Here is a 24,755-nt window from a genome sequence, read left to right as displayed (position 1 = left end):
GTGTTTGGTAAGCGTAGCGGAGACAACGACACGCGGGCGCCGAAGCCCGCCATTCACGCGCCGGAGCCCTCCGGCGCGGCGGGCGTTTCGCGCGAAATGGCCGCGCCGACCGTCTCTTCCCCGCCGATCGCGCCCTCGAAACCGCCGCCGGCGCCCGCCATGGAAGCGCGGCGCTCCGACAATTATTACCAGGTCAAGGCCACGATCTTCGGCGCCCTGATCGAGGCGATCGACCTTGCCCAGCTCGCCAAACTCGACGGCGAGTCGGCGCGCGAGGAAATCCGCGACATCGTCAACGAGATCATCGCGATCAAGAACATCGTGATGTCGATAGCCGAGCAGGAAGAGCTGCTCGACGACATCTGCAACGACGTGCTCGGTTACGGTCCGCTGGAGCCGCTATTGTCGCGCGACGACATCGCCGACATCATGGTCAATGGCGCCGGCACGGTGTTCATCGAAGTCGCCGGCAAGATCCAGAAGACCGGCATCCGGTTTCGCGACAACCAGCAGCTGCTCAACATCTGCCAGCGCATCGTCAGCCAGGTCGGCCGGCGCGTCGACGAATCCTCGCCGATCTGCGACGCGCGTCTCGCCGACGGCTCCCGCGTCAACGCCATCGTGCCGCCGCTGGCGATCGACGGGCCCGCGCTCACGATCCGCAAATTCAAAAAGGACAAGCTGACCCTCGAGCAGCTGGTCAAGTTCGGCGCGATCTCGCCGGAGGGTGCGGAGATCCTCCAGATCATCGGCCGCGTCCGCTGCAACGTGCTGATCTCCGGCGGCACCGGCTCCGGCAAGACCACGCTCTTGAACTGCCTGACCCAGTTCATCGAGCATGACGAGCGCGTCATCACCTGCGAGGACGCCGCCGAGCTTCAGCTGCAGCAACCGCACGTGGTGCGGCTGGAAACCCGGCCGCCCAACATCGAAGGCGAAGGCCAGGTCACGATGCGCGAACTGGTCCGCAACTGCCTGCGTATGCGGCCCGAACGCATCATCGTCGGCGAAGTCCGCGGACCCGAGGCGTTCGACCTGCTGCAGGCGATGAACACCGGCCATGACGGCTCGATGGGAACGCTGCACGCCAACAACCCGCGTGAAGCTTTGTCGCGCTGCGAATCGATGATCACGATGGGCGGATTTTCGCTGCCGTCCCGCACCATTCGCGAGATGATCTGCGCCTCGATCGACGTCATCGTACAGGCCGCGCGTCTGCGCGACGGCTCGCGCCGCATCACCCACATCACCGAGGTGATGGGCATGGAAGGCGACACCATCATCACCCAGGACCTGTTCCTGTATGACATGATCGGCGAAGACGCCAACGGCAAGATCATCGGCAAGCATCGCTCGACCGGCATCGGACGCCCGCGGTTCTGGGAACGCGCACGGTATTATGGCGAGGAGAAGCGGCTCGCGGCTGCGCTCGATGCCGCCGAAGTCACAGCTGAACCCGGAGCACGCTGATGTCCATTCAAGCGCTCGCACTGGCCTTTCTCGCATTCACCGCGATCGGCGGCATCGCCTGGGTTTTCGTCTATCCGATGCTGTCGGGGGAGAAGAAGGCGGAATCGCGCCGCGCCTCGATCGCGCGGTCCGAACCCGCGGCGGCGCGTCAGGCCGACAAGAACCAGCGCTCACGCCGCGAACAGGTCGAGGGATCGCTGAAAGATCTCGAGTCGCGCCGGCTGAAGGAAAAATCCATTCCCCTGAGCACGCGCATCACCCAGGCCGGACTTTCCTGGTCGACGCAGAAATTCTGGATCATCTCCGGCGTCCTGGCCGCGGTCGCCGGCTTCGCCGCGTTCAGCGTCGGCGGCGGCGTTTTGGGCGCCCTCGGCATGGCCTTCGGCGCGGGCTTCGGGCTGCCGCGCTGGCTGCTGGGCTATCTCAAGAAAAAGCGCGAAAAGGCATTTTTGAAAGCGCTGCCGGACGCCGTCGACGTCATCGTCCGCGGCATCAAGGCCGGACTGCCGCTGTTCGAATCGATCAAGGTGGTCGCGGCCGACTCGCCGGAGCCGCTGAGGAGCGAGTTCCTGGCCATCATCGAGACCCAAACCATCGGCATGCCGCTCGGCGAAGCCTGCGCTCGCCTTTATGAAAGGATGCCGGTTCCGGAAGCCAACTTCTTCGGCATCGTGATCGCGATCCAGCAGAAATCGGGCGGCAACTTGTCGGAAGCGCTCGGCAACCTTTCGAAGGTGCTGCGCGACCGCAAGAAGATGGCGGAGAAAATTCAGGCGATGTCGATGGAAGCCAAAGCCTCCGCCGCCATCATCGGTTCTCTGCCGCCGGTCGTAATGGTGCTGGTCTGGATTACGACGCCCGAATACATCTCGCTGCTGTGGACAGACCGGCTCGGCCAATTCATGCTTGTGTGCTGCGTTGGCTGGATGACGATCGGCGTTCTCGTGATGAAGAAAATGATCAACTTCGACTTCTGACGGTGTAGCATGGTTGATTTCCTCATAGACAAGATGCACGACGCCCGGTTCATGACCATGTTCCTGGCCGCCATTGCCGCGACCCTGACCGCCTACACGCTGGTCACGCCGCTGTTCGCCGGCGAAGGCCTCGCCAAGCGCATGAAAGCGGTCGCCAGCGAGCGCGAACGGATCCGGCAGCGCGAGCGCGACCGTCTTGCCAAAACGGAAAAGGTATCGCTGCGCCAGAGCCCGAAGCAGCTGGTCTCCAAGGTGGTGGAAGACTTCAACCTGACCAAATGGCTGGCGCAGGAAGCCGCGCGCGACAAGCTGATCATGGCCGGCTACCGCGGCCACGCGCCCTACGTCACGTTCCTGTTCGCCCGCGCGGTGACGCCGATCGTGCTTTTCATCGGCGCGGTCCTCTACGTCTTCGTGATCACGCACATGGACAAATCGATGCCGGTCAAGATCGGCATCTGCGTCGCCGCCGCCTATTTCGGGCTGCAGGCGCCGATGCTGTTCCTGCAGAACGCGATCACCAAGCGCCAGCTTTCGGTCAAGCGTGCGTTCCCCGACGCGCTCGACCTGCTCTTGATCTGCATCGAGTCCGGCATGTCGGTCGAAGTCGCCTTTCGCAAGGTCTCCACCGAAATCGTCTCGCAGTCGGTGGCGCTGTCGGAAGAATTCGCGCTGACCACGGCCGAACTGTCCTACCTGCAGGACCGCAAGGTGGCCTATGAGAACCTGGCGAAGCGCACCGGCCTCGACGGCGTCAAGTCGGTCTGTCTGGCCTTGCAGCAGTCCGAACGCTACGGAACACCGCTCGGCCAGAGCTTGCGCGTGATGGCCCAGGAAAACCGCGACATGCGCATGAACGAGGCCGAGAAGAAGGCGGCCGCCTTGCCGCCGAAGCTGACCGTGCCGATGATCCTGTTCTTCCTGCCGTGCCTGTTCATCGTCATTCTCGGGCCGACCTACATCAAGCTGCAGACGACGACGATCCTCTAAAGCATCATCGGTTCTGATGGAATCAGAACCGATAGCTGCTCTGGCGCGTTTTCTACCGTAGATGAGCCTGCGCAAGCTGCGTAAACGCGATTGCTGTGCCAACTGGGAGCCACCCCCGGATCAAGTCCGAGGAGCATGCTTCGCTCGAAAGCGTTCTAAATCGGGCAGCTGTCAGTCGGGCCGGTTGAGCGCGGCCACCGGGACGGTCTTGCCGCCGCGCGGATCCTTGCGGCTCAGCATTTCGCGCAAATAAGCCACGTTCGCCGCGGCTTCCTCGGACGGCAGATCGCCCTTGGCGATGGTCTCGGCCTCGGCGAAGCGGCCCTGCAGGCCGACCACCAGCGCCAGATTCTGCCGCACCCGCGCGTCTGCCCGCGGATTGCCATAGGCACGCCGCAGCGTCGCCTCGGCGTCGGGCAGTTCGCGCGTCAGCATGTAGGAGAGGCCGAGATTGGACAGCACCGACGGTTCTTCCGGCGCGATCTTCAGCGCGCTGGCATAATAACGGCGGGCCTCTTCGTGCTTGGCGAGCTTGTCGAGCACGGTGCCCTGCACCGAGAGGATGCGCCAGTCGGGATTGTCGGGCGAATGGGCGCGGCTGAGAACGTCGAAGGCGGCTTGCGAATTGCCGTTGTCGGCGAGCGCGCGGCCATAGCCGGCGAGCAGCGCCTTGTTGCCGGGATGGGCGATGGTCGCCTGTTCGAGAACGGCGGCGGCCTGCGAACGCTGGCCTGAGGCACGCAGCGCCTGGCCATAGGCCAGGGCGGCGTTGGCATCCTTGGGATTGGCGCGATAGCGCTCGCCATAGACTTCGACGGCGCGGCGCGGATCGTCGGGAATGGCGGGAGCGGCGGCGGTGCTGCTGGACTTCTGGGTCAGCGCGCCCGTCACATCGGACATGGTCTGGCAGCCGCCAAGGCCTGCGGCCAAAATCGCCGTCATGGCCGCGGAGGCGAGAAACCGGGCCAGATTGGGCCGGACAAGGCTGGATGATGGACGCATGGCACTTCAACTCACGATTCCGGGGTGGAGCCGAACACGCCAGCAATAGTCTGTTAACCCTAACGGCTGGTTAATCGGCAGGCATGGGCTGCGGCTCTGCCGTGGGCCCCCGGCGGGTTTGGACCCACAATTTTGCAGCTTCACCATTGAAGTCGCACGAATATCCTGCAAGCTCGGCAGCTGACCGAGCCCGCTCCTTTTCCGCGAGACCAGCATGAATTCCCCGTTCGAGACCGCGCCCGCCGCCTCCAGCATCCCGATTTATTTTGCCACCAGGGCGACATGGGCCACGGTCAGCAAGGAGCTTCCTCCACACGCCCAGCAATTTGCTCTCGCCAATGATTTTTCCGCCAAGCCCGGCAAGTGCCTGACGCTCCCCTCGCGCGACGGACAGATTGCGCAAGTCATCTTCGGTCTCGAAGAGGAGGCAAGCAAATCCCGTGACCTGTTCCGGCCCGGCGCGCTGCCCGGGCTGCTGCCGCCGGGCGTCTATCGCTTCGCCAATGCGCCACACGACACGCGTCTGGCGACGCTAGCTTTCGCGCTCGGAAGCTATCGCTTCGGCCGCTATCGCAAGGCTGATAGCCCCGATGTGCGGCTGGTGCCGCCCGATGGCGTCGACATATCGGACATCACGCGGATGGCAGAAGCGGCCTCGCTGGCGCGCGACCTCATCAATACGCCGTCGAACGACATGGGTCCGGAAGAGCTGGCGGCCGCCGCCGAGCAACTCGCGGCGCGCTTCGGCGCCAGCTTCAAGGCGATCGTCGGCGACGAACTGATCCAACAGAATTTCCCGCTGATCCACGCGGTCGGCATGGCCTCGACGCGCGCGCCGCGGCTGATCGATATGAGCTGGGGCGATGCTTCGCATCCCAAGGTGACGCTGGTCGGCAAGGGCGTGTGCTTCGACACCGGCGGCCTCGACCTGAAACCCTCCAGCGGCATGCTGATCATGAAGAAAGACATGGGCGGTGCGGCCAACGTGCTGGCGCTGGCTCAGATGGTGATGGACGCCAAGCTGAAAGTCCGCCTGCGGGTGCTGATCCCCGCGGTCGAGAACGCGGTGGCCGGCAACGCCTTCCGTCCGCTCGACATCTTCAAGTCGCGCAAAGGGCCAACGGTAGAGATCGGCAATACCGACGCCGAGGGCCGGCTGGTACTGGCGGATGCGCTGGCACTGGCCGATGAAGAGAAGCCGGACCTGCTGGTCGATCTGGGAACGCTGACCGGCGCCGCCCGCGTGGCGCTCGGGCCGGATTTGCCGCCCTTTTACACCAATGATGAGAGGCTGGCGCAGGACGTCGCGCGTTTCGCGGTGGAGGAGCGGGATCCGTTGTGGCGCATGCCGCTGTGGCCGGCTTACGATTCCTGGCTGGATTCGAAAGTCGCCGATATCAACAACGCGCCGTCCGGCGGCTTCGCCGGGTCGATCACCTGCGCGCTGTTCCTGCAGCGGTTCGTCACCGACGCCAAAAGCTGGCTGCATGTCGATATCTACGGCTGGACCCCGTCGGCCAAACCGGCCCGTCCCGAAGGCGGCGAATGCCAGGCCGCGCGCGCGATCTACAAGCTATTGAGCGAACGCTATGGATGATCCACGCCTGACCCCGGCACGTCCTGACCTCGCCGCCAAATATCTCGAAGGCAAGGTCACGGCGGCGCGCTTTGTGACCGGCGAGGAATTCTGCGTGGTCGATGTGATCGCGCCGCTGCGCGAGGCGCCGGCCGCCGACGCGGCGTTGCTGACGCAGGCGCTGAAAGGCGAACGCGTCACGATCTACGACCGCAACGGCGAAGGCTTTGCCTGGGGCCAACTGAACAGCGACGGCTATGTCGGCTGGATTCCCGATGCTGCGCTCGGCAAACCATCTGCAGCGCCGACCCACAAGGTCACGGCGTTGCGGACCTTTGCGTTTCCGGCTGCGTCGATCAAGCTGCCGCCGGTGGATACGCTGTCGATGGGCGCGCTGCTTACCGTGACGCGGGAAGACGGCGCGTTCGCCGTGACGCGCGAAGGCTGGTACCTGCCGCGCCGGCACGTCGGCGGCCTGGAGGCGATGGAGAAGGATTTCGTCACGGTCGCAGAACAGTTTGTCGGCACGCCCTATCTGTGGGGCGGCAAGAGCAGCCTCGGCATCGATTGCTCCGGCCTCGTGCAGGTCTCCCTGACAGCCGCCGGCACCGGCTGCCCGCGCGACAGCGACATGCAGCAGGACGGCCTCGGCCGCGCGTTAAATCCTTCCGAGAGCAAAAGGCTGCAACGCGGCGACCTGATCTTCTGGAAGGGCCACGTCGCCATCGTCCGCGACGCCGACACCATCGTCCACGCCAACGCGCATCACTTGGCAACCGCGATCGAAAACACGGTTGAGGCCATCGCGCGCATCAAGACGGCAGGCAGCGACGTCACTTCGATCAAGCGGCTCTAGTTCTTGACGCGTTTTCTTTACGCGAACCGGTGTCCACTTCGCTCGAAAACGCTATCTAGACCTCCACCGTCCCGTCAGGCACGGCTTCGATCCGGAACGCGGCGGCGAACAGCGCGCGGGTGTAGTCGGTCTTCGGATTCTTGAACAGCTCGGCAGCGGGCCCTTCTTCCACCACCTTGCCGTGGCGCATCACGATCAGATGGCTCGCGAGCGACGCGACCACGCGCAGATCATGCGAGATGAACATGTAGGTGAGGTCGCGCTTGCGCTGCAGCTCGCGCAAGAGGTCCACCATCTGGGCCTGGAACAGCATGTCGAGCGCGCTGGTCGGCTCGTCCAGCACGACGAAATCCGGCTCCAGCACCACCGCGCGCGCGATCGAGATGCGCTGGCGCTGGCCGCCGGAAAATTCATGCGGATAACGAAACCGGGTTTTCGGGTCGAGGCCGACATCCTTCAGGGCCTTGATGACGCGCGCCTCGCGCTCCTCATATGTCAGCTTGGGCTGATGTACGGTCAGGCCCTCGGCGACGATATCGCCGACCGACATGCGCGGTGAGAGCGCGCCGAACGGATCCTGAAACACGATCTGCATGTCGCGGCGGAACGGCAGCATCGCCTTGAAGCGCAGGCCCTGGATGTTGTTGCCGAGGAACACGATCGGCCCGTCCGAGGAGATCAGCCGCAGCAGCGCGAGGCCGAGCGTGGTCTTGCCGGAACCGGACTCGCCGACGACGCCGAGCGTCTCGCCCTTGCGCACCGCAAGGCTGACGCCGTCCACCGCCTTGATGTGGTCGACCGTCCGGCGCAGCAGGCCGCGCTTGACCGGAAACCAGACCTTCAAATTATCCGCCGACATCACCACCGGCGAATCGGGCCGCGGCGGCGCCGGATCTGGCTTTGGTTCGGCCGCGAGCAAGTCTCGTGTGTAGGAATGCTTCGGCGCCGTAAAAACCTGTTCCACCGGCCCCTGCTCGACGATCTTGCCGCCATTCATGACGCAGACGACGTCGGCGATGCGGCGGACGATGCCAAGATCATGGGTGATGAACAGCATGCTCATACCGAGCCGCGTGCGAATTTCGGCCAGCAGCGCCAGGATCTGCGCCTGCACCGTGACATCGAGTGCGGTGGTCGGCTCGTCCGCGATCAACAGGTCCGGTTCGTTGGCGAGCGCCATCGCGATCATGACGCGCTGGCGCTGGCCGCCGGACAATTGATGCGGATAGCTTTGCAGCCGCCGGTCCGGATCGGGAATGCCGACCTGGGTCAGGAGCTCGAGCGTGCGCGCCCGCGCCATCGCGCCGCGGACGCCGTTGTGGAGAAACAGTATCTCGCCGATCTGCGCCTCGATCGTATGGAGCGGATTGAGCGAGGTCATCGGCTCCTGGAAGATGATCGAGATGTCATTGCCGCGGATTCCGCGCATCTCGTTCTCGGGCGCCGTCAACAGATCCTGGCCGCGGAAGCGGATACTCCCGGAAGGGTGCGAGGCACTCGGATAAGGCAGCAGCCTCAGGATCGACAACGCACTGACGGATTTTCCGGAGCCGGATTCACCGACGAGGGCCACGCACTCGCCGCGCCGAATCGAAAACGAGACATGATCCACCGCAAGGGTGTCGCCGAACGCCACCGAGAGATCGCGGACATCAAGCAAAGGCTGGTTGATGGCGTCCATGCGGCCCTTACCTGAACGTCTTGCGCGGATCGAAGGCGTCGCGCGCGGCCTCGCCGATGAAGATCAGGAGCGACAGCATGATCGCGACCGAGAAGAAACCGGCGAGGCCGAGCCAGGGCGCCTGCACATTGGCTTTCGCCTGCGACAGCAATTCACCCAGCGACGCCGAGCCCGGCGGCAGGCCGAAGCCGAGAAAATCGAGCGCCGTCAACGTCATCACCGACGATGACACGATGAACGGCAGGAACGTCATGGTCGCCACCATCGCATTCGGCAACAGATGGCGGAACATGATCCTGGCATTGGAGACGCCGAGCGCCCGCGCCGCCTGGATGTATTCGAAATTGCGGCCGCGCAAAAATTCCGCGCGCACCAGGCCCACCAGCGACACCCAGGAAAACAGCAGGAGAATGCCGAGCAGGATGAAGAAGCCGGGCGGAAGCACCGCCGAGATGATCAGGAGCAGATAAAGCGAGGGGATCGCGTTCCAGATCTCGATAAAGCGCTGGAACAGCAGATCCAGCATGCCGCCGAAGTAGCCCTGCACGCCGCCAGCCGCGATGCCGATGACCGAGGAGAAGAACGTCAAGGTCAGTCCGAACAGCACCGAAATGCGAAAGCCGTAGATCAGGCGCGCGACCACGTCGCGGCCCTGGTCGTCGGTGCCAAGCCAGTTGTATTCGAGGTCGCGGCAGCCGCTCAGCCCCTTCTTCGTCACCACTTCCTTGCACTGGGCCTCGGTCAGCATCCAGGTCGGCTTCGATGGTGCCGGCGTCGGCAGGTCGAGGTTATGCGTGCTGTAGGAGTAGCGGATCAGCGGCCAGACGATGGTGCCGCCCTTGTCGGCGATCTGCTTTTGCAAATACGGATCGCGGTAGTCGGCGGCGGTCTCGAAATCGCCGCCAAAGGTGGTCTCCGAATAGCTGAAGAACGCGGGCCAGTAGAGGTGGCCTTCATATTTGATCAGGAACGGACGATCATTGGCGATCAATTCGGCAAACAGCGAGATCACGAACAGGACCATGAAGATCCAGAACGACCAGTAACCCCTGCGGTTGGCCTTGAAATTCTGCCAGCGGCGGCGGTTGAGCGGCGACGGCGTGAAGGCATGGCGGGTCATCGGCACGGCCTCGCCAAGCGGCGATTGCGTCGTGGCCTCGACCGGCTGGGGCGCGGTGATCGTCATCAGACTTCACGCGCCTCGAAGTCGATCCGTGGATCAACCCACATATAGGCGAGGTCGGAGATCAGATTGACCACGAGGCCGACCAGCGAAAAGATGAACAGCGTTCCGAACACCACGGGATAGTCGCGGTTCAGCACGCTCTCGAAACCGAGCAGGCCGAGCCCGTCGAGCGAGAAGATGGTCTCGATCAGGAGCGAGCCGGAGAAGAAGGCGTGAATGAACGCGCTCGGAAAACCCGCGATCACGATCAGCATGGCGTTGCGGAAGATGTGGTTGTACAGCACCTGCCGCTCGCCGCAGCCCTTGGCGCGCGCCGTCATCACATACTGCTTGCGGATCTCGTCGAGGAACGAGTTCTTGGTCAGCAGCGTCATGGTGGCGAAGGCGCCGAGCGCCATCGCGATCAGCGGCAGCGTGATGTGCCAGAAATAATCGATGATCTTCCAGTACCAGGGGAACTGCGCCCAGCCGTCCGAGGTCAGCCCGCGCAGCGGGAATATGTTGAAGAACGAGCCGCCGGCAAACAGGATGATAAGCAGGATCGCGAACAGGAAGCCGGGAATCGCAAATCCGACGATGATGATCGCCGAGGTCCAGGTGTCGAACCGGGATCCGTCCTGCACGGCCTTGCGGATGCCGAGCGGGATCGAGATCAGATAGGTGAGCAGCGTCATCCAGATCCCGAGCGACATCGAGACCGGCAGCTTCTCCTTGATCAGCTGGATCACGCTGACGTCTCGGAAATAGCTCTTGCCGAAATCGAACCGCGCGAAATTCCAAACCATCAGCGCGAAGCGCTCATACGCCGGCTTGTCGAAGCCGAACTGAACTTCCAGCTTCTTGATGAACTCCGGATCGAGCCCCTGCGCGCCGCGGTATTTCGAGCTGACGGCATCCGCCGACGCGCCGACCTGGCCGCGCGGGCCCATGTCGCCGCCGCCGCCCGATATTCTGGAAGTGCCGCCGGTGTCGGCGCCGGAGAGCTGTGCGAGTACACGCTCAACCGGACCGCCGGGGGCAAACTGCACCACGATGAACGACACGAACAGGATGCCGAGCAGCGTCGGGAGCATCAGGAAAATGCGGCGGGCGATATAAGCGGCCATGAATTATTTCGCCTGCTCGAGTTTCGCTGCCTTGTTCGGATCGTACCACCAGTTCTCGGGCGCTCCGGTGCCTTGTGTGTAGCGTGCCGGCTTGGGCGGATGGGAAAATTGATCCCAGTAGGCGATCGGGTGATTGGTGCGAAACCACTGCGGCACCCAATAACGGCCGGCCCGAAACACCCGATCGAGCGCACGGCACGCGATCGTCAGATCGGCACGCGTCTCGGCGCCGATGGCCTTGTCGACCAGCGCGTCGATTGCCGGGTTAGCTACACCAGCAAGATTGTAGGAGCCCTTGGTGGCCGCCGCATGCGATGTGAAGTAAGGCCGCAGGCTGTCGCCCGGCGTCGGCGACATGCTGAGGCGCATCGTCGTCATGTCGAAGTCGAACGACTCCACGCGGGCGCGATACTGCACGGCGTCGATCAGCCGGATTTCCGCCTCGATCCCGAGCAGTTCCAGGTTCTTGATGAAGGTCGCGTGATGCGGCTTGAACGAGGGCTCGTCGAGCAGAAACTCGATCTTGAAGACCTCGCCGTTCGGCAGCAGGCGCTTGCGGTCCTTCACCACCAGTCCCGCGTCCTGCAACAACTGCCCGGCCTTGCGCAGCAAGGTGCGGTCCTGGCCGGAGCCATCCGACGCCGGTGGCACGAACGGCTCACCGAACACCTCGTCGGGCACCTGCCCGCGGAACGGCTCGAGCAGCTTCAGCTCTTCAGGCGACGGCAGCCCGGTCGCAACCATGTCCGAATTCTGGAACGGCGAAACCGTGCGCGCATAGGCGCCGTACATCACGGTCTTGTTGGTCCATTCGAAATCGAACGCGTTGATGACCGCTTCGCGTATCCTGGGGTCTTTCAGCTTGTCGCGGCGGGTGTTGAAGAACCAGCCCTGCCCACCCGAGGGCAATTCATCCGGCAGGGTTTCACGCTTGACCCGGCCGTCCTTGACCGCGGGAAAATCGTAACGGGTGGCCCAGATGCGCGCCGTGAATTCCTCGCGGTAGAGATAATTCTTGCCGGTAAAGCCTTCGAACGCGACATCGCGGTCGCGATAGAATTCATAGCGCACGGTGTCGAAATTGTAGCTGCCGCGATTGACGGGCAGATCGGCCGCCCACCAGTCCTTGACGCGGTCGTATTCAACGAAGCGGTTGATCTCGTATTTGCCGACCTTGTACGGTCCCGAGCCGAGCGGGATTTCGGTGGTCGATTCCTCGAATGGCCGCGTCGCGTAGTAGGCTTTGGAGAAGATCGGCAGGCCAGCGACATAGAGTGGGACGTCGCGCGCGCGGTTTGGCGCAAACATCACCGCCACCGTCGCGTCGTCGAGCGCCTCGGCCTTCACCATGTCGCGCAGCTGGACCACGATCAGCGGGTGGCCTTTTTCCTTCAGCGTGTTGAGCGAGAAGGCGACATCATGCGCCGTCATCTTCGAGCCATCGCGGAAGCGAGCCTCGGGACGTATCGTAAAGCGGTAGGTGAGCTTGTCGGACGAAATCCACACCGACTTCGCCGCAAGGCCATACATCGCGTCGGGCTCATCATTGGCGCGCGCCATCAGCGTATCAAATGTCAGCTCCATGCCCTTGGCGCCTTCGCCCTTGAGGACGAAGGCGTTGAACGAATTGAACGTCTGGAAGGACTGGTTGTAGGCGCGGGTGGACGGAATCGTTGAAAACAAGCCGCCCTTCGGCGCATCCGGATTGACGTAGTCGAAATGCTTGAAGTCAGCCGGGTATTTCAGGTCACCGAACACCGACATGCCGTGCATTTCGGTGCCGCCATTGTCGGCGGCGGCGGGACGAAACATGCCGGCACTCAGGGCGAAAACGCCGAGGCCAAGCGCCCGGCGGCGAGACATCAGCGGCCCGCGCATGATCCGGTTCAAGATCGACCACCCGTCTTGGCCGCCTTGGCCGTGTCCCACCACCACAGCGTGGGAAAGCCCGTAACCCCGTATTTGGGCAACGGATCCGGACGACTGAAACGGTCCCATCGGGCGCCGCGTTGAAATCCGGCGGCGAATTGCGGGACGACGTAGGCGTTCCAGAGCAAGACCCGATCCAGCGCCTTGCAACTCGCGACCAGGTCGGCGCGGTCCTTTGCAAAGATGATGCGCTCGATCAGGGCATCGACCGCCGAATTCTTGATGCCGGGAATATTGCGCGAGCCGGGCCGGTCCGCCGATTCCGACCCGAAGAAATCCCGCTGCTCGTTGCCCGGCGACAGCGACTGTCCCCAAACAGTCGTCACGATGTCGAAGTCGAAACTGCGCAAGCGATTCTGGTACTGCACGCTGTCGACGGCACGGATGTTCACGGTGATGCCCAGCCGCTCGATGTAGGGCTTGTAGAAAAGCAGGCTCCGCTCATCACCCTGGGCCTGGCTGAGGAACTCGACGCTGACAGGCTGACCCGCCTTATCGACCAGCTTGCGGTCGCGCGTTTCGAACCCTGCCTCCTTGAGTAGGCGCGCGGCTTCACGAAGATTGTTGCGAGCCGCCTCATCGTTACCACCAACCGGATTCTTGTACGGCGACGTGAACAGCTCGGCCGGCACCTTGTCGCGCAGCGATTCGAGAATTTTCAGTTCGGCGCCTTCCGGCAGACCTGTGGCCATGAATTCGGGGATCCCATCGAAATAGCTGTTGTCGCGGTGGTATTCCCCGTTCGAGAGTACCCGGTCCGACGTCTCCCAATCATAGGCAAAATTGAAAGCACGGCGCACCCTGACATCGGCAAATAGCGGCCGGCGCAGGTTGAATGCGTAACCCTGCATCCCCCCCGAACTCGAATTGACGAATTTTTCCTTGATGACCCGCTTTTCGCTCACTGCGGGAAAATCGTAGGCGCTCGACCATTGTTTGCCGCTACGCTCGGTAAACCAGTCCAGCTGGTCGCCCTTGAAAGCCTCGCGTCCGACGGTATCGTCGCGAAAGAATTCATACCGGATCTGGTCGAAATTGTTCTGTCCGATCGATACCGGAATATCCTTGCCCCAGTAGTCGGGGACGCGCTCCAGCACAACCGATCGGCTCGCGACAAATTCCTTGATGCGATAGGGTCCCGACCCCAGCGGAATTTCCAGCGTGGTCGCGGTCACGTCGCGCTTGCGTCCCTGCGAATCGTTTCCTTCCCACCAGTGCTTGGGCAGCACGGGCAGTTCGCCGGCAATGCTCGGCAGTTCGCGATTCCCGGGACCATCGAAGCTAAACTTGATCTCACGGTCGCCGACCTTTTCGGCCTTGACGATATGCTGATAGTACGCGCTGTACATCGGACTGTTTTTCTTCAGCACCTCGAACGAGTAGATGACATCATCCGGCGTCACCGGCTTGCCATCGTGCCACCGTGCGGCCGCGCGCAACCGGTAGATGACATAGGAAAAATCGTCGGGATAGGCGGCAGCCTCCGCGAGCAACCCGTAGGCGGTCGACGGTTCATCGAGCGACCGGGTCGTCAGCGTCTGGGAGATCAGCCTGACGCCGTCGGCCAGCGATCCCTTCAGCCCGTCAGCGACAATATTGAAGTTGTCGAAGGTGCCGAGTTCGAACATCCGGACGACACCGCCCTTGGGCGCGTCGGGATTGACGTAGTCGAAACGTTTGAAATCGGCGGGGTATTTGATGTCGCCAAAGGTGGAGACGCCGTGGCGCCATTTCAGTCCATCCGGCGCGGATTGCGCATGCGCGGTCCCAATCGCGGAAAGACCTGTGTTGAGCCCCAGCGCCGGAGCCATCGCGGCGACCGCGCCGCCTTGCAGGAGATGTCGTCGGGTGATCGCCAAATGCGGAATTCCTGTGCTGCGGGCCGAGGGCATGATCCTAATCGGAAAACCGGTGGCCACTTCTCCGGATCATGCTCCAGTGAGGACCCAATATAAGGCAAGGGTTCGACAAATTACGTTGCTTTTTCCTCATGTTATCAGCCAACGCAACGCGTCGGTGCGGCGAAAGGTCCCGATAACAACAACGCGATCCAGGATACGCAAACTGCGTATCCGGATACTCAAGCGGCGTATCCTAATACGCAAACGGCCAGGCAATGCCTGGCCGTCGTGTCGCCGAAGTCCGTGCAGGACTGTCGAAATGTTATTTCGCCGCCGTCGGCAGCGGGACCGGCTTGTCCGCCAGCGTGGCCAGATAAGCAATCACGTCGGCGCGCTCGCTGTCCTTGCTGATACCAGCAAAGCCCATTGCGGTGCCCGGAATAAAGCCCTTCGGATTGGCGAGGAACTTGTTGAGGTCGTCAAAGGTCCAGGTGCCGCCCTTGCCCTTCATCGCGGCCGAGAAATTGAAGCCGGCTTTACCCTCGCCCTTCTTCTCGTTGATGACACCGAACAGGTTCGGGCCGACGCGGTTGGGGCCGCCCTTTTCGAAGGTGTGGCAGGCCGCGCACTTCTTGGCGGCGCCGATACCCTTTTCGACCGAAGCGGTCTGCAGCAGTTTCTCGATCGGCTCTGACGGCGCGGCCGCGGCTTCCGCGCCGCCTTTCGTCACTTCCTTCACCGCGATCTCGAAGCCCGGCTTTTCCGGCAGATGGGGCGCGAAAATCGCGTTGGCGGCAAAGCTGGTCACCAGGACGAGAATGCAGGTGGCGAGAATGGCGCCGAGAATTTTGTTGAGTTCGAAGGAGTCCATAGTGGCTCAGGCTCCAGGCCTTAAAGGATCGACTTAAAGGCCGGCAAACGGCCGCGGTTTAGCCTCAGGAATCAGGCTTTCGCGCCGCACCCTCAGCAGGGTTGAGATATCGGTTTGCCCGGGCTCTGGCAACCCGTATAAACGCCCCGACTTTCCGCCAATCCCCATTATTTCCGGCCTGTTTTCGCTAGCCCGTGACCTCGCGCCCTATGACCGAAACCCGCAATCTGGTGCTGATTCCCGCCCGCATGGCCGCCACAAGGCTGCCCGGCAAGCCGCTCTTGGACATCGGCGGGGTGCCGATGATCGTCCATGTGCTGCGGCGGGCGGAAGCCGCCAACATCGGCCGGGTGGCGGTCGCCACCGACACGGCGGAAATCGCCGCCGCCGTGAAGGCCCATGGCGGCGAGGCGGTCATGACCCGCCCCGAACACCCCTCGGGCTCGGATCGGATTTACGAGGCGATGAAGGCGCTCGATCCCGACGGCGAGGCCGAGATCATCGTCAATCTGCAGGGCGATTTTCCGACCATTTCGCCGGACAATATCCGCGACGTGCTGCCGCCGCTGGCCGATCCAGCGGTCGATATCGCGACGTTGGCGGCCCAAATCCATACCGAGGAAGAGGACCTCGCGCCGAGCGTGGTCAAGGCGGTCGGCTCACCGATCGGCCCGCGGCGGTTGCGCGCGCTGTATTTTACGCGGGCCACGGCGCCCACCGGTGTCGGACCGCGCTACCATCACATCGGCCTCTACGCCTACCGCCGCGCCGCGCTGGAGCGGTTTGTGGCGCTGCCGCCCTCGCCGCTCGAGCAGCAGGAGAAACTCGAGCAGCTCCGCGCGCTGGAAGCCGGCATGCGGATCGACATCATGATCGTGGACACGGTCCCGCGGGGCGTCGATACCCCGGCCGACCTCGAAACTGCCCGCCAGATACTGGCCAAAACCTGAACGGCTGACACAAGGCCCAGAAAGACGACATGACAAGCAAGCTGAAAATCGCGTTCCAGGGCGAGCCTGGTGCCAACTCCCATATCGCCATCGTCGAGGCCTATCCGGACGCCGAGCCGTTGCCCTGCCCGACCTTCGAGGACGCGCTGGCCGCGATCTCCTCAGGCGAAGCGGATTTGGGGATGATCCCGATCGAGAATTCAGTCGCCGGCCGTGTCGCCGACATCCATCATCTGCTGCCGCATTCCGGGCTGTTCATCGTCGGCGAATGGTTCCTGCCGATCCATCACCAGCTGATGGCGCCGCGCGGCGCCAAGCTCGCCGACATCAAGACCGTCGAGAGCCACGTCCACGCGCTCGGCCAGTGCCGCCGCATCATCCGCAAGCTCGGCATCAAGCCGGTCGTTTCGGGCGACACCGCCGGAAGCGCGCGCATCGTCGCCGAACGCGGCGACAAGCATTGCGCCTCGATTGCGTCACGCCTCGCCGCCGATATCTACGGTCTCGACATTCTCGCCGAGGACGTCGAGGACGAGGCCCACAACACCACCCGCTTCGTGGTGCTGGCGCGCGAGGCCAAATGGGCCGAACAGGGATCGGGGCCGCTGGTCACGACTTTTGTTTTCCGGGTGCGCAACCTGCCCGCCGCGCTCTACAAGGCGCTCGGCGGTTTCGCCACCAACGGCGTCAACATGACCAAGCTGGAAAGCTACATGGTCGACGGCGAATTCTCTGCCACGCAATTCTACGCCGATGTCGACGGCCATCCCGAGGACCGCGGCCTCGCCTTCGCGCTGGAGGAGCTGAAATTCTTCTCGCGCGAATTCCGCATCGTCGGCGTCTACCCGGCGCAGCCGTTCCGCGCCACCTTCAGCGAGATGGTGGATTAATCTCTTCGCTGTCATTCCGGGGCGACGCGAAGCGTCGAACCCGGAATCTCGAGATTCCGGGTTCAGCCCTACGGGCTGCCCCGGAATGACGACCAATGACTACGCCGCGGCTTTGCTGCTCAGTCCGAACGCATCCGCCAGCAGACTATACGACTTCTTTCGCGCGTCGTGGTCGTAGACCGCGGTGATGATCATCAGTTCGTCCGGCTGGCTTGCCGTGATCATTGGCTGCAGCTTGGCCATCAGGGTCGCGGGACTGCCGACGAACAGGCGTGAGCGGTTGCGCGTGATCGATGCGCGCTCGGCATCCGAATAGGGATAGGCCAGCGCCTCCTCGACGCTCGGCAGCGGCAGATACTGGCCGCGGTCGCGGCGCAGGCGATTGAGATCCATCGAGGACGCCAGCTTTTCAGCCTCCGCGTCGGTTTCGGCGGCAACGGCTGCGATCGCCAGAATGCCGTGCGGCGCCGGGCGCCAGCCCGACGGCTTGAAGCGCGCGCGGTAATGCGTCATCGCCTCGATCGCGTCATAGGAAGCGAAGTGATGCGCGAACGCGAAGCCCATGCCGACCTGGGCGGCGAGTTCGGAACTGTAGTCGCTGGAGCCGAGCAGCCAGATCGGCGGCAGCGGCGAGTCGTCCGGCATCGCCATCACATTGTTGTAGGGATGGCCGGCCGGGAAATCGCGGGTCTCCCACAGGATCAGCTCCTGCAGCCGTTCGAGGAAATCGTCGCCCTCGCGTTTGTCGAGCCGGCTGCGCAGCGCATAAGCCGTCGCGCCGTCAGTGCCCGGCGCGCGGCCGAGGCCGAGATCGATGCGGCCGGGGAACAGCGCCTCCAGCATCTTGAAGCGTTCGGCCACCACCAGCGGCGCGTGATTGGGCAGCATGACGCCGCCGGAGCCGACGCGGATGTTTTTAGTCACCGCCGCGATCTGTCCGATCATCAGATCAGGCGCGGGGCTCGCGACCGAGGCGAGGTTGTGATGCTCGGCGAGCCAGTACCTGACATAGCCGAGCCCATCGACATGGCGCGCCAGATCGATGCTGTTGCGCAAGGCGGCGGCGGGTTTGGTGCCGGTGGTGACGACGGAGAGGTCGAGGACTGAAAGCGGGATCATCGCGCTAAGCTAGTGCGGCTGGTGGAAGCGACAAAGGCCCGGCCCGCGCAGATCAGGCCCGCGCTTCCGGGGACGGCGATCAGGACTCGACGCCCGTTGAGTGGGACACGATACAACGTACGGATCGATATCGAACTGGCCCACCAACTGACTGAAGATCGCGCAGGAACTGGAAACGGCACAATTCACTGTATAATATACTCATTTTGTCATTTTCCCGAAGATCATTCTGCCCACCAACCTATTATAACGGCCTAAAATTTCAGTATTAATGTGGTAAGTGGGCTATTTCCCATCCTTGATGGGCTGTTGGGACGGCCTCGTTTGGCCTATTTTAGCCGATGGCCGCTAGGCCTGATGCCCGTCCGCTTCTGTGGAGCTTTGTGAGTGCCATGACCGAAGTTACGTCCGCCGCGTCCAACAGTCACCGCGCGCTGCAATCGCCGAAAATCTCCTTTGAGTTTTTCCCGCCGAAGTCAGAGGAGATGGAGCGCTCGCTCTGGGAAACCATCAACCGGCTGGCGCCGCTTGCCCCCAATTTCGTGTCGGTGACCTATGGCGCCGGCGGATCCACGCGGGAGCGAACCCACTCGACCATCGCCCGCATCCTGAAAGAGACCAACCTGACGCCGGCCGCGCATCTGACCTGCGTCGGCGCCCCGAAGGGCGAGATCGACGACGTGGTCGCGCGCTATCACGAGATCGGCGTCCGCCACATCGTGGCGCTGCGCGGCGACCCCACCACCGGCATCGGCACCGCTTACAACGCGCATCCCGACGGCTATCAAAGCTCGCCCGACCTGATCGCCGGCATCAAGAAGCGCTACCCCGATTTTGAAATCTCGGTCTCGGCCTATCCGGAGAAGCATCCGGAGAGCCCGAACCTCGACGCCGACATCGACACGTTGCAGGCCAAGGTCGACGCCGGTGCCGCCCGCGCCATCACGCAGGTGTTCTTCGATAACGACCTTTATCTGCGCTACCTCGACCGGGTCCGCGCCCGCGGCATCAATATCCCGATCGTGCCCGGCATCATGCCGATGCACAATTTCAAGCAGGCCCGCAGCTTCGTGACCCGCGCCGGCACCACGGTGCCGTCCTGGCTCGCCGACAAGTTCGAAGGGCTCGACGACGACGCCGAGACCCGCAAGCTGGTCGCAGCGACTGTCGCCGCCGGCCAGGTGCAGAAATTGGCAAAACAGGGCGTCGACACCTTTCACTTCTACACCATGAACCGCGCGGACCTCGTGTTCGCGATCAGCCATTTGCTGGGCATCCGTCCCAATGGCGCACAGAAAGCTGCCTGATCCGATGACCGTACCTGTGTCCCCGAAGCGAACCGCCCTGCTCGCGGCTGCCCGCGAACGTATCCTGGTGCTCGACGGCGCCATGGGCACCATGATCCAGGGCTTGCAATATGACGAGGCGGCGTTCCGCGGCGAGCGTTTCAAGGATTTCCACCGCGACGTCCGCGGCAACAACGATCTGCTGATCCTGACCCAGCCGCAGGCGATCGAGGACATCCACGCCGATTATCTGCGCGCCGGCGCCGACATCGTCGCGACCAACACGTTCTCGTCGACCTCGATCGCGCAGGCCGATTACGACATGTCGGACCTCGCCTACGAACTCAACCGCGACGGCGCGCGGCTCTGCCGCAATGCCGCCGAGCGCGTCACCGCCGAGGACGGCAAGCCGCGTTTCGTCGCAGGCGCCTTGGGCCCAACCAACCGCACCGCCTCGATCTCGCCTGATGTGTCCAACCCTGGCTACCGCGCCGTCACCTTCGATGATCTGCGCAAGTCCTATGGCGAACAGATCAACGGCTTGCTCGACGGCGGCGCCGACCTGCTGCTGGTCGAAACCATTTTTGACACGCTGAACGCCAAGGCCGCGCTCTACGCGATCTCGGAAATCTGCGAAGAGCGCGGCATCGACGTGCCCGTGATGATCTCGGGCACCATCACCGACAAATCCGGCCGTCTCCTCTCCGGGCAATTGCCGGAAGCGTTCTGGAATTCGGTCAAGCATGCCAAGCCGGCCACGATCGGCTTCAACTGCGCGCTCGGCGCCGAGGATTTGCGCGCCCATATCGCCGATATCGGCCGCGTCGCGGATACCCTTGTTTGCGCCTACCCCAACGCCGGCCTGCCCAACGAGTTCGGCCAGTATGACGAGAGCCCGGAATTCATGGCGGGCCTGATCGGCGAGTTCGCACAAGCCGGCCTCGTCAATATTGTCGGCGGCTGCTGCGGCACCACGCCCGCCCACATCGCGGCGATTGCGGCGGCCGTCGCCCCGCACAAGCCCCGCATCGTTCCCGAGATCGAGCCGCGGCTGCGGCTGTCCGGCCTGGAGCCGTTCGAACTCACGCCCGCGATCCCGTTTGTAAACGTCGGCGAGCGCACCAACGTCACGGGGTCGGCGAAATTCCGCAAACTGATCACCGCCGGCGATTACACCGCCGCGCTGCAGGTCGCCCGCGACCAGGTCGAGAACGGCGCCCAGATCATCGACGTCAACATGGACGAGGGCTTGCTGGATTCCGAAGCCGCGATGGTGACGTTCCTCAACCTCGTCGCCGCCGAGCCGGACATCGCCCGCGTCCCCGTCATGGTGGACTCCTCGAAATTCAGCGTGATCGAAGCCGGCCTGAAATGCGTTCAGGGCAAGCCGGTGGTGAATTCGATCTCGATGAAGGAGGGCGTGGAGAAGTTCATCCACGAGGCCCGCATCGCGCAGCGCCACGGCGCGGCCGTGGTCGTGATGGCGTTCGACGAGGTCGGACAGGCGGACACTTTTGCGCGCAAGACCGAAATCTGCAAGCGCGCCTATGACATCCTGGTCGACCAGCTCGGCTTCCCGCCCGAAGACATCATCTTCGACCCGAACATCTTCGCGATCGCGACCGGGCTGGAAGAGCACAATAATTACGGCGTCGACTTCATCGAGGCGACGCGCTGGATCCGTCAGAACCTGCCGCATGCGCATATTTCCGGCGGCGTCTCGAACCTGTCGTTCTCGTTCCGCGGCAATGAGCCGGTGCGCGAGGCGATGCATTCGGTGTTCCTGTATCACGCCATCAAGGCCGGCATGGACATGGGCATCGTCAATGCCGGGCAGATGATCGTCTATGACGACATCGACCCCGAGCTGCGCCAGGTCTGCGAAGACGTCATTCTCAACCGCGATCCCGGCGCGTCCGAAAAACTGCTGGCGCTGGCGGAGAAATTCCGCGGCAAGGAGAAGCAGACCAAGGAGCAGGATCTGGCCTGGCGCGAATGGCCGGTCGAGAAGCGGCTTTCCCACGCGCTGGTGCACGGCATCACCGAATACATAGAGGAAGACACCGAAGCGGTGCGCAAGACCGTCGAGCGGCCGCTCAACGTGATCGAAGGCCCACTGATGGACGGCATGAACATCGTCGGCGACCTGTTCGGCGACGGCAAGATGTTCCTGCCGCAGGTGGTGAAGTCCGCCCGCGTGATGAAGCAGGCGGTGGCCTATCTGATGCCGTTCATGGAAGAGGAGAAGGCGCGCAACCTCGCCAACGGCGTCACCAGCAACGGCGGCCGCAACGCCGCCGGCAAGATCGTGCTCGCGACCGTCAAGGGCGACGTCCACGACATCGGCAAGAACATCGTCGGCATCGTGCTGCAATGTAACAATTTCGAGGTCATCGACCTCGGCGTCATGGTGCCGGCGGCCAAGATTATCGAGACCGCCAAGGCCGAGGGCGCCGATATCATTGGGCTCTCCGGCCTGATCACGCCCTCGCTCGACGAGATGAGCTTCCTCGCCGGCGAGATGCAGCGACAGGGCATGAACATGCCGCTGCTGATCGGCGGCGCCACCACCAGCCGCGTCCACACCGCCGTCAAGATCGACCCGAACTACAAGGGCGGCCCGGTGGTGCATGTCAACGACGCCAGCCGCGCTGTCGGCGTCGCTTCTTCGCTGCTGTCGCCGGACCGCCGCGAGGCCTATGCCGCGGACATCAGGACCGAGTACGCGAAAATCTCCGCGGCGCATTTCCGCGCCCAGGCCGACAAGAAGCGGCTGAAGCTGGCGGACGCGCGCGCCAACGCGATGAAGATCGACTTTGCGAAGACGCCGCCATCGAGGCCGGCGTTCTTCGGCATCAAGAGTTTCGACGCCTACGACCTTGCTGAATTGGCCGAATACATCGACTGGACGCCGTTCTTCCAGACCTGGGAATTGACCGGACGCTTCCCGGCCATTCTCGACGATCCCAAGATCGGCGAAGTCGCCCGCTCGCTTTATGACGATGCGCGCAAGATGCTGGACCTGATCGTCAAGGAGAAATGGTTCACCGCCCGCGCCACCATCGGCTTCTGGCCGGCCAACGCTGTCGGCGACGACATCAAGGTGTACGCTGACGATACGCGCAAGACCGAGATCGCGACCTTCCACACGCTGCGCCAGCAATTGGAGAAACGCGAAGGCCGCTTCAATTCGGCGCTGTCGGATTTCATCGCGCCGGTCTCTTCCGGCGTGCCCGATTATATCGGCGCCTTTGTCGTGACCGCCGGGATCGGCGAGGACGTCGTTGCCGACCGCTTCAAGAACGCCAATGACGATTACTCCTCGATCCTGTGCAAGGCGCTGGCTGATCGTCTGGCCGAAGCCTTTGCCGAGCGGATGCACGCACGCGTGCGCCGGGAATTCTGGGGCTACGCGCCGGACGAGGCGCTGGCGCCGGATCAACTGATCCTTGAACAATATGCCGGCATCCGTCCCGCGCCCGGTTACCCCGCGCAGCCCGATCACACCGAGAAGGCGACGCTGTTCCGGCTGCTCGACGCTGAGAATACCGCGGGCGTGAAGCTGACCGAGAGTTATGCGATGTGGCCGGGCTCGTCGGTCTCCGGGCTCTATTTCAGCCATGCCGAGAGTTTCTATTTCGGTGTCGGCAAGATCGAGCGCGACCAGGTCGAGGACTACGCCGCCCGCAAGGGCATGAGCGTCGCCGAGACCGAGCGCTGGCTGGCCCCGGTGCTGAATTACATCCCGTCGCAGGACCAGCCGGCGGCACCGGCGCCTGCGCCCGCGCCGATCGCGGCAATCCCCGCCAACGACGTCGCCTCGCATCCGCCCGGCTGCACCTGCGCGGTGCATCTGGCGTATCGGAAGAAGGCGGTCGGGGCGTAAGGCACATACCGCTGTCATCACCGGGCTTGACCCGGTGATCCATCTTCAAGAGACTCTTGTGAAGGTTGATGGATGCCCGGATCAAGTCCGGGCATGACAGAGTGTGCCGAGGCTCCCCCATGAAATTCTTTTCCTTCTGGCGATCGCTGGCGAGCTTTCGCGTTCGCATCGCGCTCAATCTGAAGAACCTGCCGGCGGAAGTCGTGTTCATCGATCTCGACGCCAACGCGCAGCGCGGCGAAGAATATCGCCGCATCAATCCGCAGATGGCGCTGCCGTCGCTGGTGCTGGATGACGGCACCGTGCTGTTTCAGTCGCTCGCGATCCTCGAATATCTCGAGGAGACCCACCCCGCTCCGCCGCTGCTGCCGGCCGATCCGCGCGGCCGCGCCCGGGTGCGCGGGCTGGCGCAAATGGTCGCCTGCGAAGGCCATCCGCTGCTGACGCCGCGGGTGCGCCGCTATCTCGATCACGAACTGAATTTGCGCGACACCCAGCAGGCCGCATGGCGGCGGCACTGGACGGTCGAGACGCTGGCGGCACTGGAAGGCCACCTTGGCGGCCACGAAGAGACCGGTCGCTTCTGCCACAGCGATGTGCCCGGCATGGCCGACATCTGCCTGGTCACCCACGTCACCGCGGCGGTCAATCAGCAGATCGACCTTGCGCCCTATCCGACCGTGAAGCGCATCTTCGAGACCGCAATGGCGCTGCCGGAATTCGCCAGCGCGCATCCATCGATGCAGCCCGATACGCCGGAGGCGATGCGGAAGAAGGGGTAGTGTCACTCTCCCGTCATTGCCGGGCTTGACCCGGCAATCCATCCTCTTCGAAGGACCCTTCTGAAGATTGATGGATGCCCGGGTCAAGCCCGGGCATGACAGTGTTGAATACGGACAATACCGTTTCAAAATTTTCAAACAGCAGATACGACTTCGCATTCTCGCGACGCATTGCGCCCGAGCTTTGCCAGAAACTTCCTTACCCTCCAATGAGAGGGCGCAGGGAAGACCGGGTGCGCGCTGCACCCGCGGTCTCGCGTGCGGTTTGCACAAAACAAAATGCACACGAGCATACAGGGCAGCGGAGAGCATCCGGCCTTCCCTGCGCAATGGCTTTACGGCTTATGCCGTGATCTC

18 protein-coding genes are annotated in these 24,755 nt (G+C 63.3%); 10 read left to right on the top strand and 8 right to left on the bottom strand.

The genetic code is table 11. The annotated features are described in order from the left end of the window. Genes JQ575_RS38595 through JQ575_RS38585 form a run of 3 tightly spaced genes read left to right on the top strand, consistent with a single transcriptional unit; the run spans window position 1 to window position 3,437 of the window. Window positions 1–1,470 carry a CpaF family protein gene (locus JQ575_RS38595; protein ID WP_212038416.1) on the top strand — a complete coding sequence of 490 codons (1,470 nt, stop codon included), beginning with the start codon at window positions 1–3 and terminating at the stop codon, window positions 1,468–1,470. Then, window positions 1,470–2,447, top strand: a complete 978-nt coding sequence (locus JQ575_RS38590; RefSeq protein WP_212038415.1) for a type II secretion system F family protein — start codon at window positions 1,470–1,472, stop codon at window positions 2,445–2,447. Before JQ575_RS38595 ends, JQ575_RS38590 begins: the two co-directional genes overlap by 1 nt. Window positions 2,448–2,456: 9 nt before the next feature. Continuing rightward, window positions 2,457–3,437, top strand: coding sequence for a type II secretion system F family protein (locus JQ575_RS38585; protein ID WP_212038414.1), 981 nt, complete (start codon window positions 2,457–2,459; stop codon window positions 3,435–3,437). Window positions 3,438–3,608: 171 nt separating this feature from the next. Here JQ575_RS38585 and JQ575_RS38580 read toward each other — a convergent pair whose 3' ends face one another. Then, window positions 3,609–4,439, bottom strand: coding sequence for a tetratricopeptide repeat protein (locus JQ575_RS38580; RefSeq protein WP_212038413.1), 831 nt, complete (start codon window positions 4,437–4,439; stop codon window positions 3,609–3,611). A gap of 214 nt (window positions 4,440–4,653) precedes the next feature. Here JQ575_RS38580 and JQ575_RS38575 point away from each other — a divergent pair, with 214 nt between their 5' ends. Beyond that, the gene (locus tag JQ575_RS38575; RefSeq protein WP_212038412.1) at window positions 4,654–6,036 is read left to right on the top strand and encodes a M17 family metallopeptidase; all 1,383 of its coding nucleotides are present in this window, start codon (window positions 4,654–4,656) and stop codon (window positions 6,034–6,036) included. Beyond that, window positions 6,029–6,871 (top strand): NlpC/P60 family protein, encoded by an 843-nt coding sequence (locus tag JQ575_RS38570; protein ID WP_212038411.1) that lies wholly within the window; start codon window positions 6,029–6,031, stop codon window positions 6,869–6,871. The genes JQ575_RS38575 and JQ575_RS38570 overlap by 8 nt, the downstream gene beginning before the upstream one ends. A gap of 55 nt (window positions 6,872–6,926) precedes the next feature. On the opposite strand, the gene JQ575_RS38565 is transcribed toward JQ575_RS38570, so the two are convergent. The 6 genes from JQ575_RS38565 to JQ575_RS38540 form a co-directional block, all read right to left on the bottom strand. Beyond that, window positions 6,927–8,552: an ABC transporter ATP-binding protein gene (locus tag JQ575_RS38565; protein WP_212038410.1), complete on the bottom strand. Its 1,626-nt coding sequence runs from the start codon at window positions 8,550–8,552 to the stop codon at window positions 6,927–6,929. 7 nt (window positions 8,553–8,559) lie between these two features. Beyond that, window positions 8,560–9,738, bottom strand: a complete 1,179-nt coding sequence (locus tag JQ575_RS38560) for an ABC transporter permease (RefSeq protein ID WP_212038409.1) — start codon at window positions 9,736–9,738, stop codon at window positions 8,560–8,562. After that, window positions 9,738–10,844 (bottom strand): microcin C ABC transporter permease YejB, encoded by a 1,107-nt coding sequence (locus JQ575_RS38555; RefSeq protein WP_192737135.1) that lies wholly within the window; start codon window positions 10,842–10,844, stop codon window positions 9,738–9,740. Before JQ575_RS38555 ends, JQ575_RS38560 begins: the two co-directional genes overlap by 1 nt. 3 nt (window positions 10,845–10,847) lie before the next feature. After that, complete coding sequence (locus JQ575_RS38550) at window positions 10,848–12,722, bottom strand: extracellular solute-binding protein (protein WP_212038428.1); 1,875 nt, start codon at window positions 12,720–12,722, stop codon at window positions 10,848–10,850. Window positions 12,723–12,730: 8 nt separating this feature from the next. Continuing rightward, on the bottom strand, window positions 12,731–14,632 hold the full coding sequence (locus JQ575_RS38545; RefSeq protein WP_212038408.1) for an extracellular solute-binding protein: 1,902 nt from the start codon (window positions 14,630–14,632) through the stop codon (window positions 12,731–12,733). Window positions 14,633–14,936: 304 nt separating this feature from the next. Next, window positions 14,937–15,485: a cytochrome c family protein gene (locus JQ575_RS38540; protein ID WP_212038407.1), complete on the bottom strand. Its 549-nt coding sequence runs from the start codon at window positions 15,483–15,485 to the stop codon at window positions 14,937–14,939. 209 nt (window positions 15,486–15,694) lie between these two features. Between JQ575_RS38540 and JQ575_RS38535 the strand changes: the two genes are divergently transcribed. Both JQ575_RS38535 and JQ575_RS38530 read left to right on the top strand, forming a co-directional pair. Next, entirely contained in the window at window positions 15,695–16,435 is a 741-nt protein-coding gene (locus JQ575_RS38535) for a 3-deoxy-manno-octulosonate cytidylyltransferase (protein WP_212038406.1), read from the top strand. Between the two features lie 29 nt (window positions 16,436–16,464). Continuing rightward, entirely contained in the window at window positions 16,465–17,325 is an 861-nt protein-coding gene (locus JQ575_RS38530; protein ID WP_212038405.1) for a prephenate dehydratase, read from the top strand. 99 nt (window positions 17,326–17,424) lie between these two features. Here the strand turns inward: JQ575_RS38530 and JQ575_RS38525 are convergent, their stop codons facing one another. After that, complete coding sequence (locus JQ575_RS38525; protein ID WP_212038404.1) at window positions 17,425–18,444, bottom strand: LLM class flavin-dependent oxidoreductase; 1,020 nt, start codon at window positions 18,442–18,444, stop codon at window positions 17,425–17,427. Between the two features lie 392 nt (window positions 18,445–18,836). Here JQ575_RS38525 and metF point away from each other — a divergent pair, with 392 nt between their 5' ends. The 3 genes from metF (at window position 18,837) to maiA (ending at window position 24,398) form a co-directional block, all read left to right on the top strand. Then, entirely contained in the window at window positions 18,837–19,751 is a 915-nt protein-coding gene (gene metF / locus JQ575_RS38520; protein WP_212038403.1) for a methylenetetrahydrofolate reductase [NAD(P)H], read from the top strand. Between the two features lie 4 nt (window positions 19,752–19,755). After that, window positions 19,756–23,616, top strand: a complete 3,861-nt coding sequence (metH, locus tag JQ575_RS38515) for a methionine synthase (protein WP_212038402.1) — start codon at window positions 19,756–19,758, stop codon at window positions 23,614–23,616. A gap of 119 nt (window positions 23,617–23,735) precedes the next feature. Continuing rightward, window positions 23,736–24,398: a maleylacetoacetate isomerase gene (gene maiA / locus JQ575_RS38510; RefSeq protein WP_212038401.1), complete on the top strand. Its 663-nt coding sequence runs from the start codon at window positions 23,736–23,738 to the stop codon at window positions 24,396–24,398. The last annotated feature ends 357 nt before the right edge of the window (window positions 24,399–24,755 follow it).

This window comes from Bradyrhizobium sp. JYMT SZCCT0428, assembly GCF_018131075.1.
In the GTDB taxonomy this organism is placed as follows: domain Bacteria; phylum Pseudomonadota; class Alphaproteobacteria; order Rhizobiales; family Xanthobacteraceae; genus Bradyrhizobium.
The sequence above is the reverse complement of the archived record's forward strand: the minus strand, read 5'-3'. Positions and strand labels throughout refer to the sequence as shown.

What these genes read in the sequence shown, in the direction of transcription:
- JQ575_RS38590 (WP_212038415.1), top strand. Translation starts at nt 1,470, where the DNA reads ATGTCCATTCAAGCGCTCGCACTGGCCTTTCTCGCATTCACCGCGATC.
- JQ575_RS38585 (WP_212038414.1), top strand. Translation starts at nt 2,457, where the DNA reads ATGGTTGATTTCCTCATAGACAAGATGCACGACGCCCGGTTCATGACC.
- JQ575_RS38580 (WP_212038413.1), bottom strand. Translation starts at nt 4,439, where the DNA reads ATGCGTCCATCATCCAGCCTTGTCCGGCCCAATCTGGCCCGGTTTCTC.
- JQ575_RS38575 (WP_212038412.1), top strand. Translation starts at nt 4,654, where the DNA reads ATGAATTCCCCGTTCGAGACCGCGCCCGCCGCCTCCAGCATCCCGATT.
- JQ575_RS38570 (WP_212038411.1), top strand. Translation starts at nt 6,029, where the DNA reads ATGGATGATCCACGCCTGACCCCGGCACGTCCTGACCTCGCCGCCAAA.
- JQ575_RS38565 (WP_212038410.1), bottom strand. Translation starts at nt 8,552, where the DNA reads ATGGACGCCATCAACCAGCCTTTGCTTGATGTCCGCGATCTCTCGGTG.
- JQ575_RS38560 (WP_212038409.1), bottom strand. Translation starts at nt 9,738, where the DNA reads ATGACGATCACCGCGCCCCAGCCGGTCGAGGCCACGACGCAATCGCCG.
- JQ575_RS38555 (WP_192737135.1), bottom strand. Translation starts at nt 10,844, where the DNA reads ATGGCCGCTTATATCGCCCGCCGCATTTTCCTGATGCTCCCGACGCTG.
- JQ575_RS38550 (WP_212038428.1), bottom strand. Translation starts at nt 12,722, where the DNA reads ATGCGCGGGCCGCTGATGTCTCGCCGCCGGGCGCTTGGCCTCGGCGTT.
- JQ575_RS38540 (WP_212038407.1), bottom strand. Translation starts at nt 15,485, where the DNA reads ATGGACTCCTTCGAACTCAACAAAATTCTCGGCGCCATTCTCGCCACC.
- JQ575_RS38535 (WP_212038406.1), top strand. Translation starts at nt 15,695, where the DNA reads ATGACCGAAACCCGCAATCTGGTGCTGATTCCCGCCCGCATGGCCGCC.
- JQ575_RS38530 (WP_212038405.1), top strand. Translation starts at nt 16,465, where the DNA reads ATGACAAGCAAGCTGAAAATCGCGTTCCAGGGCGAGCCTGGTGCCAAC.
- JQ575_RS38525 (WP_212038404.1), bottom strand. Translation starts at nt 18,444, where the DNA reads ATGATCCCGCTTTCAGTCCTCGACCTCTCCGTCGTCACCACCGGCACC.
- metF (WP_212038403.1), top strand. Translation starts at nt 18,837, where the DNA reads ATGACCGAAGTTACGTCCGCCGCGTCCAACAGTCACCGCGCGCTGCAA.
- metH (WP_212038402.1), top strand. Translation starts at nt 19,756, where the DNA reads ATGACCGTACCTGTGTCCCCGAAGCGAACCGCCCTGCTCGCGGCTGCC.
- maiA (WP_212038401.1), top strand. Translation starts at nt 23,736, where the DNA reads ATGAAATTCTTTTCCTTCTGGCGATCGCTGGCGAGCTTTCGCGTTCGC.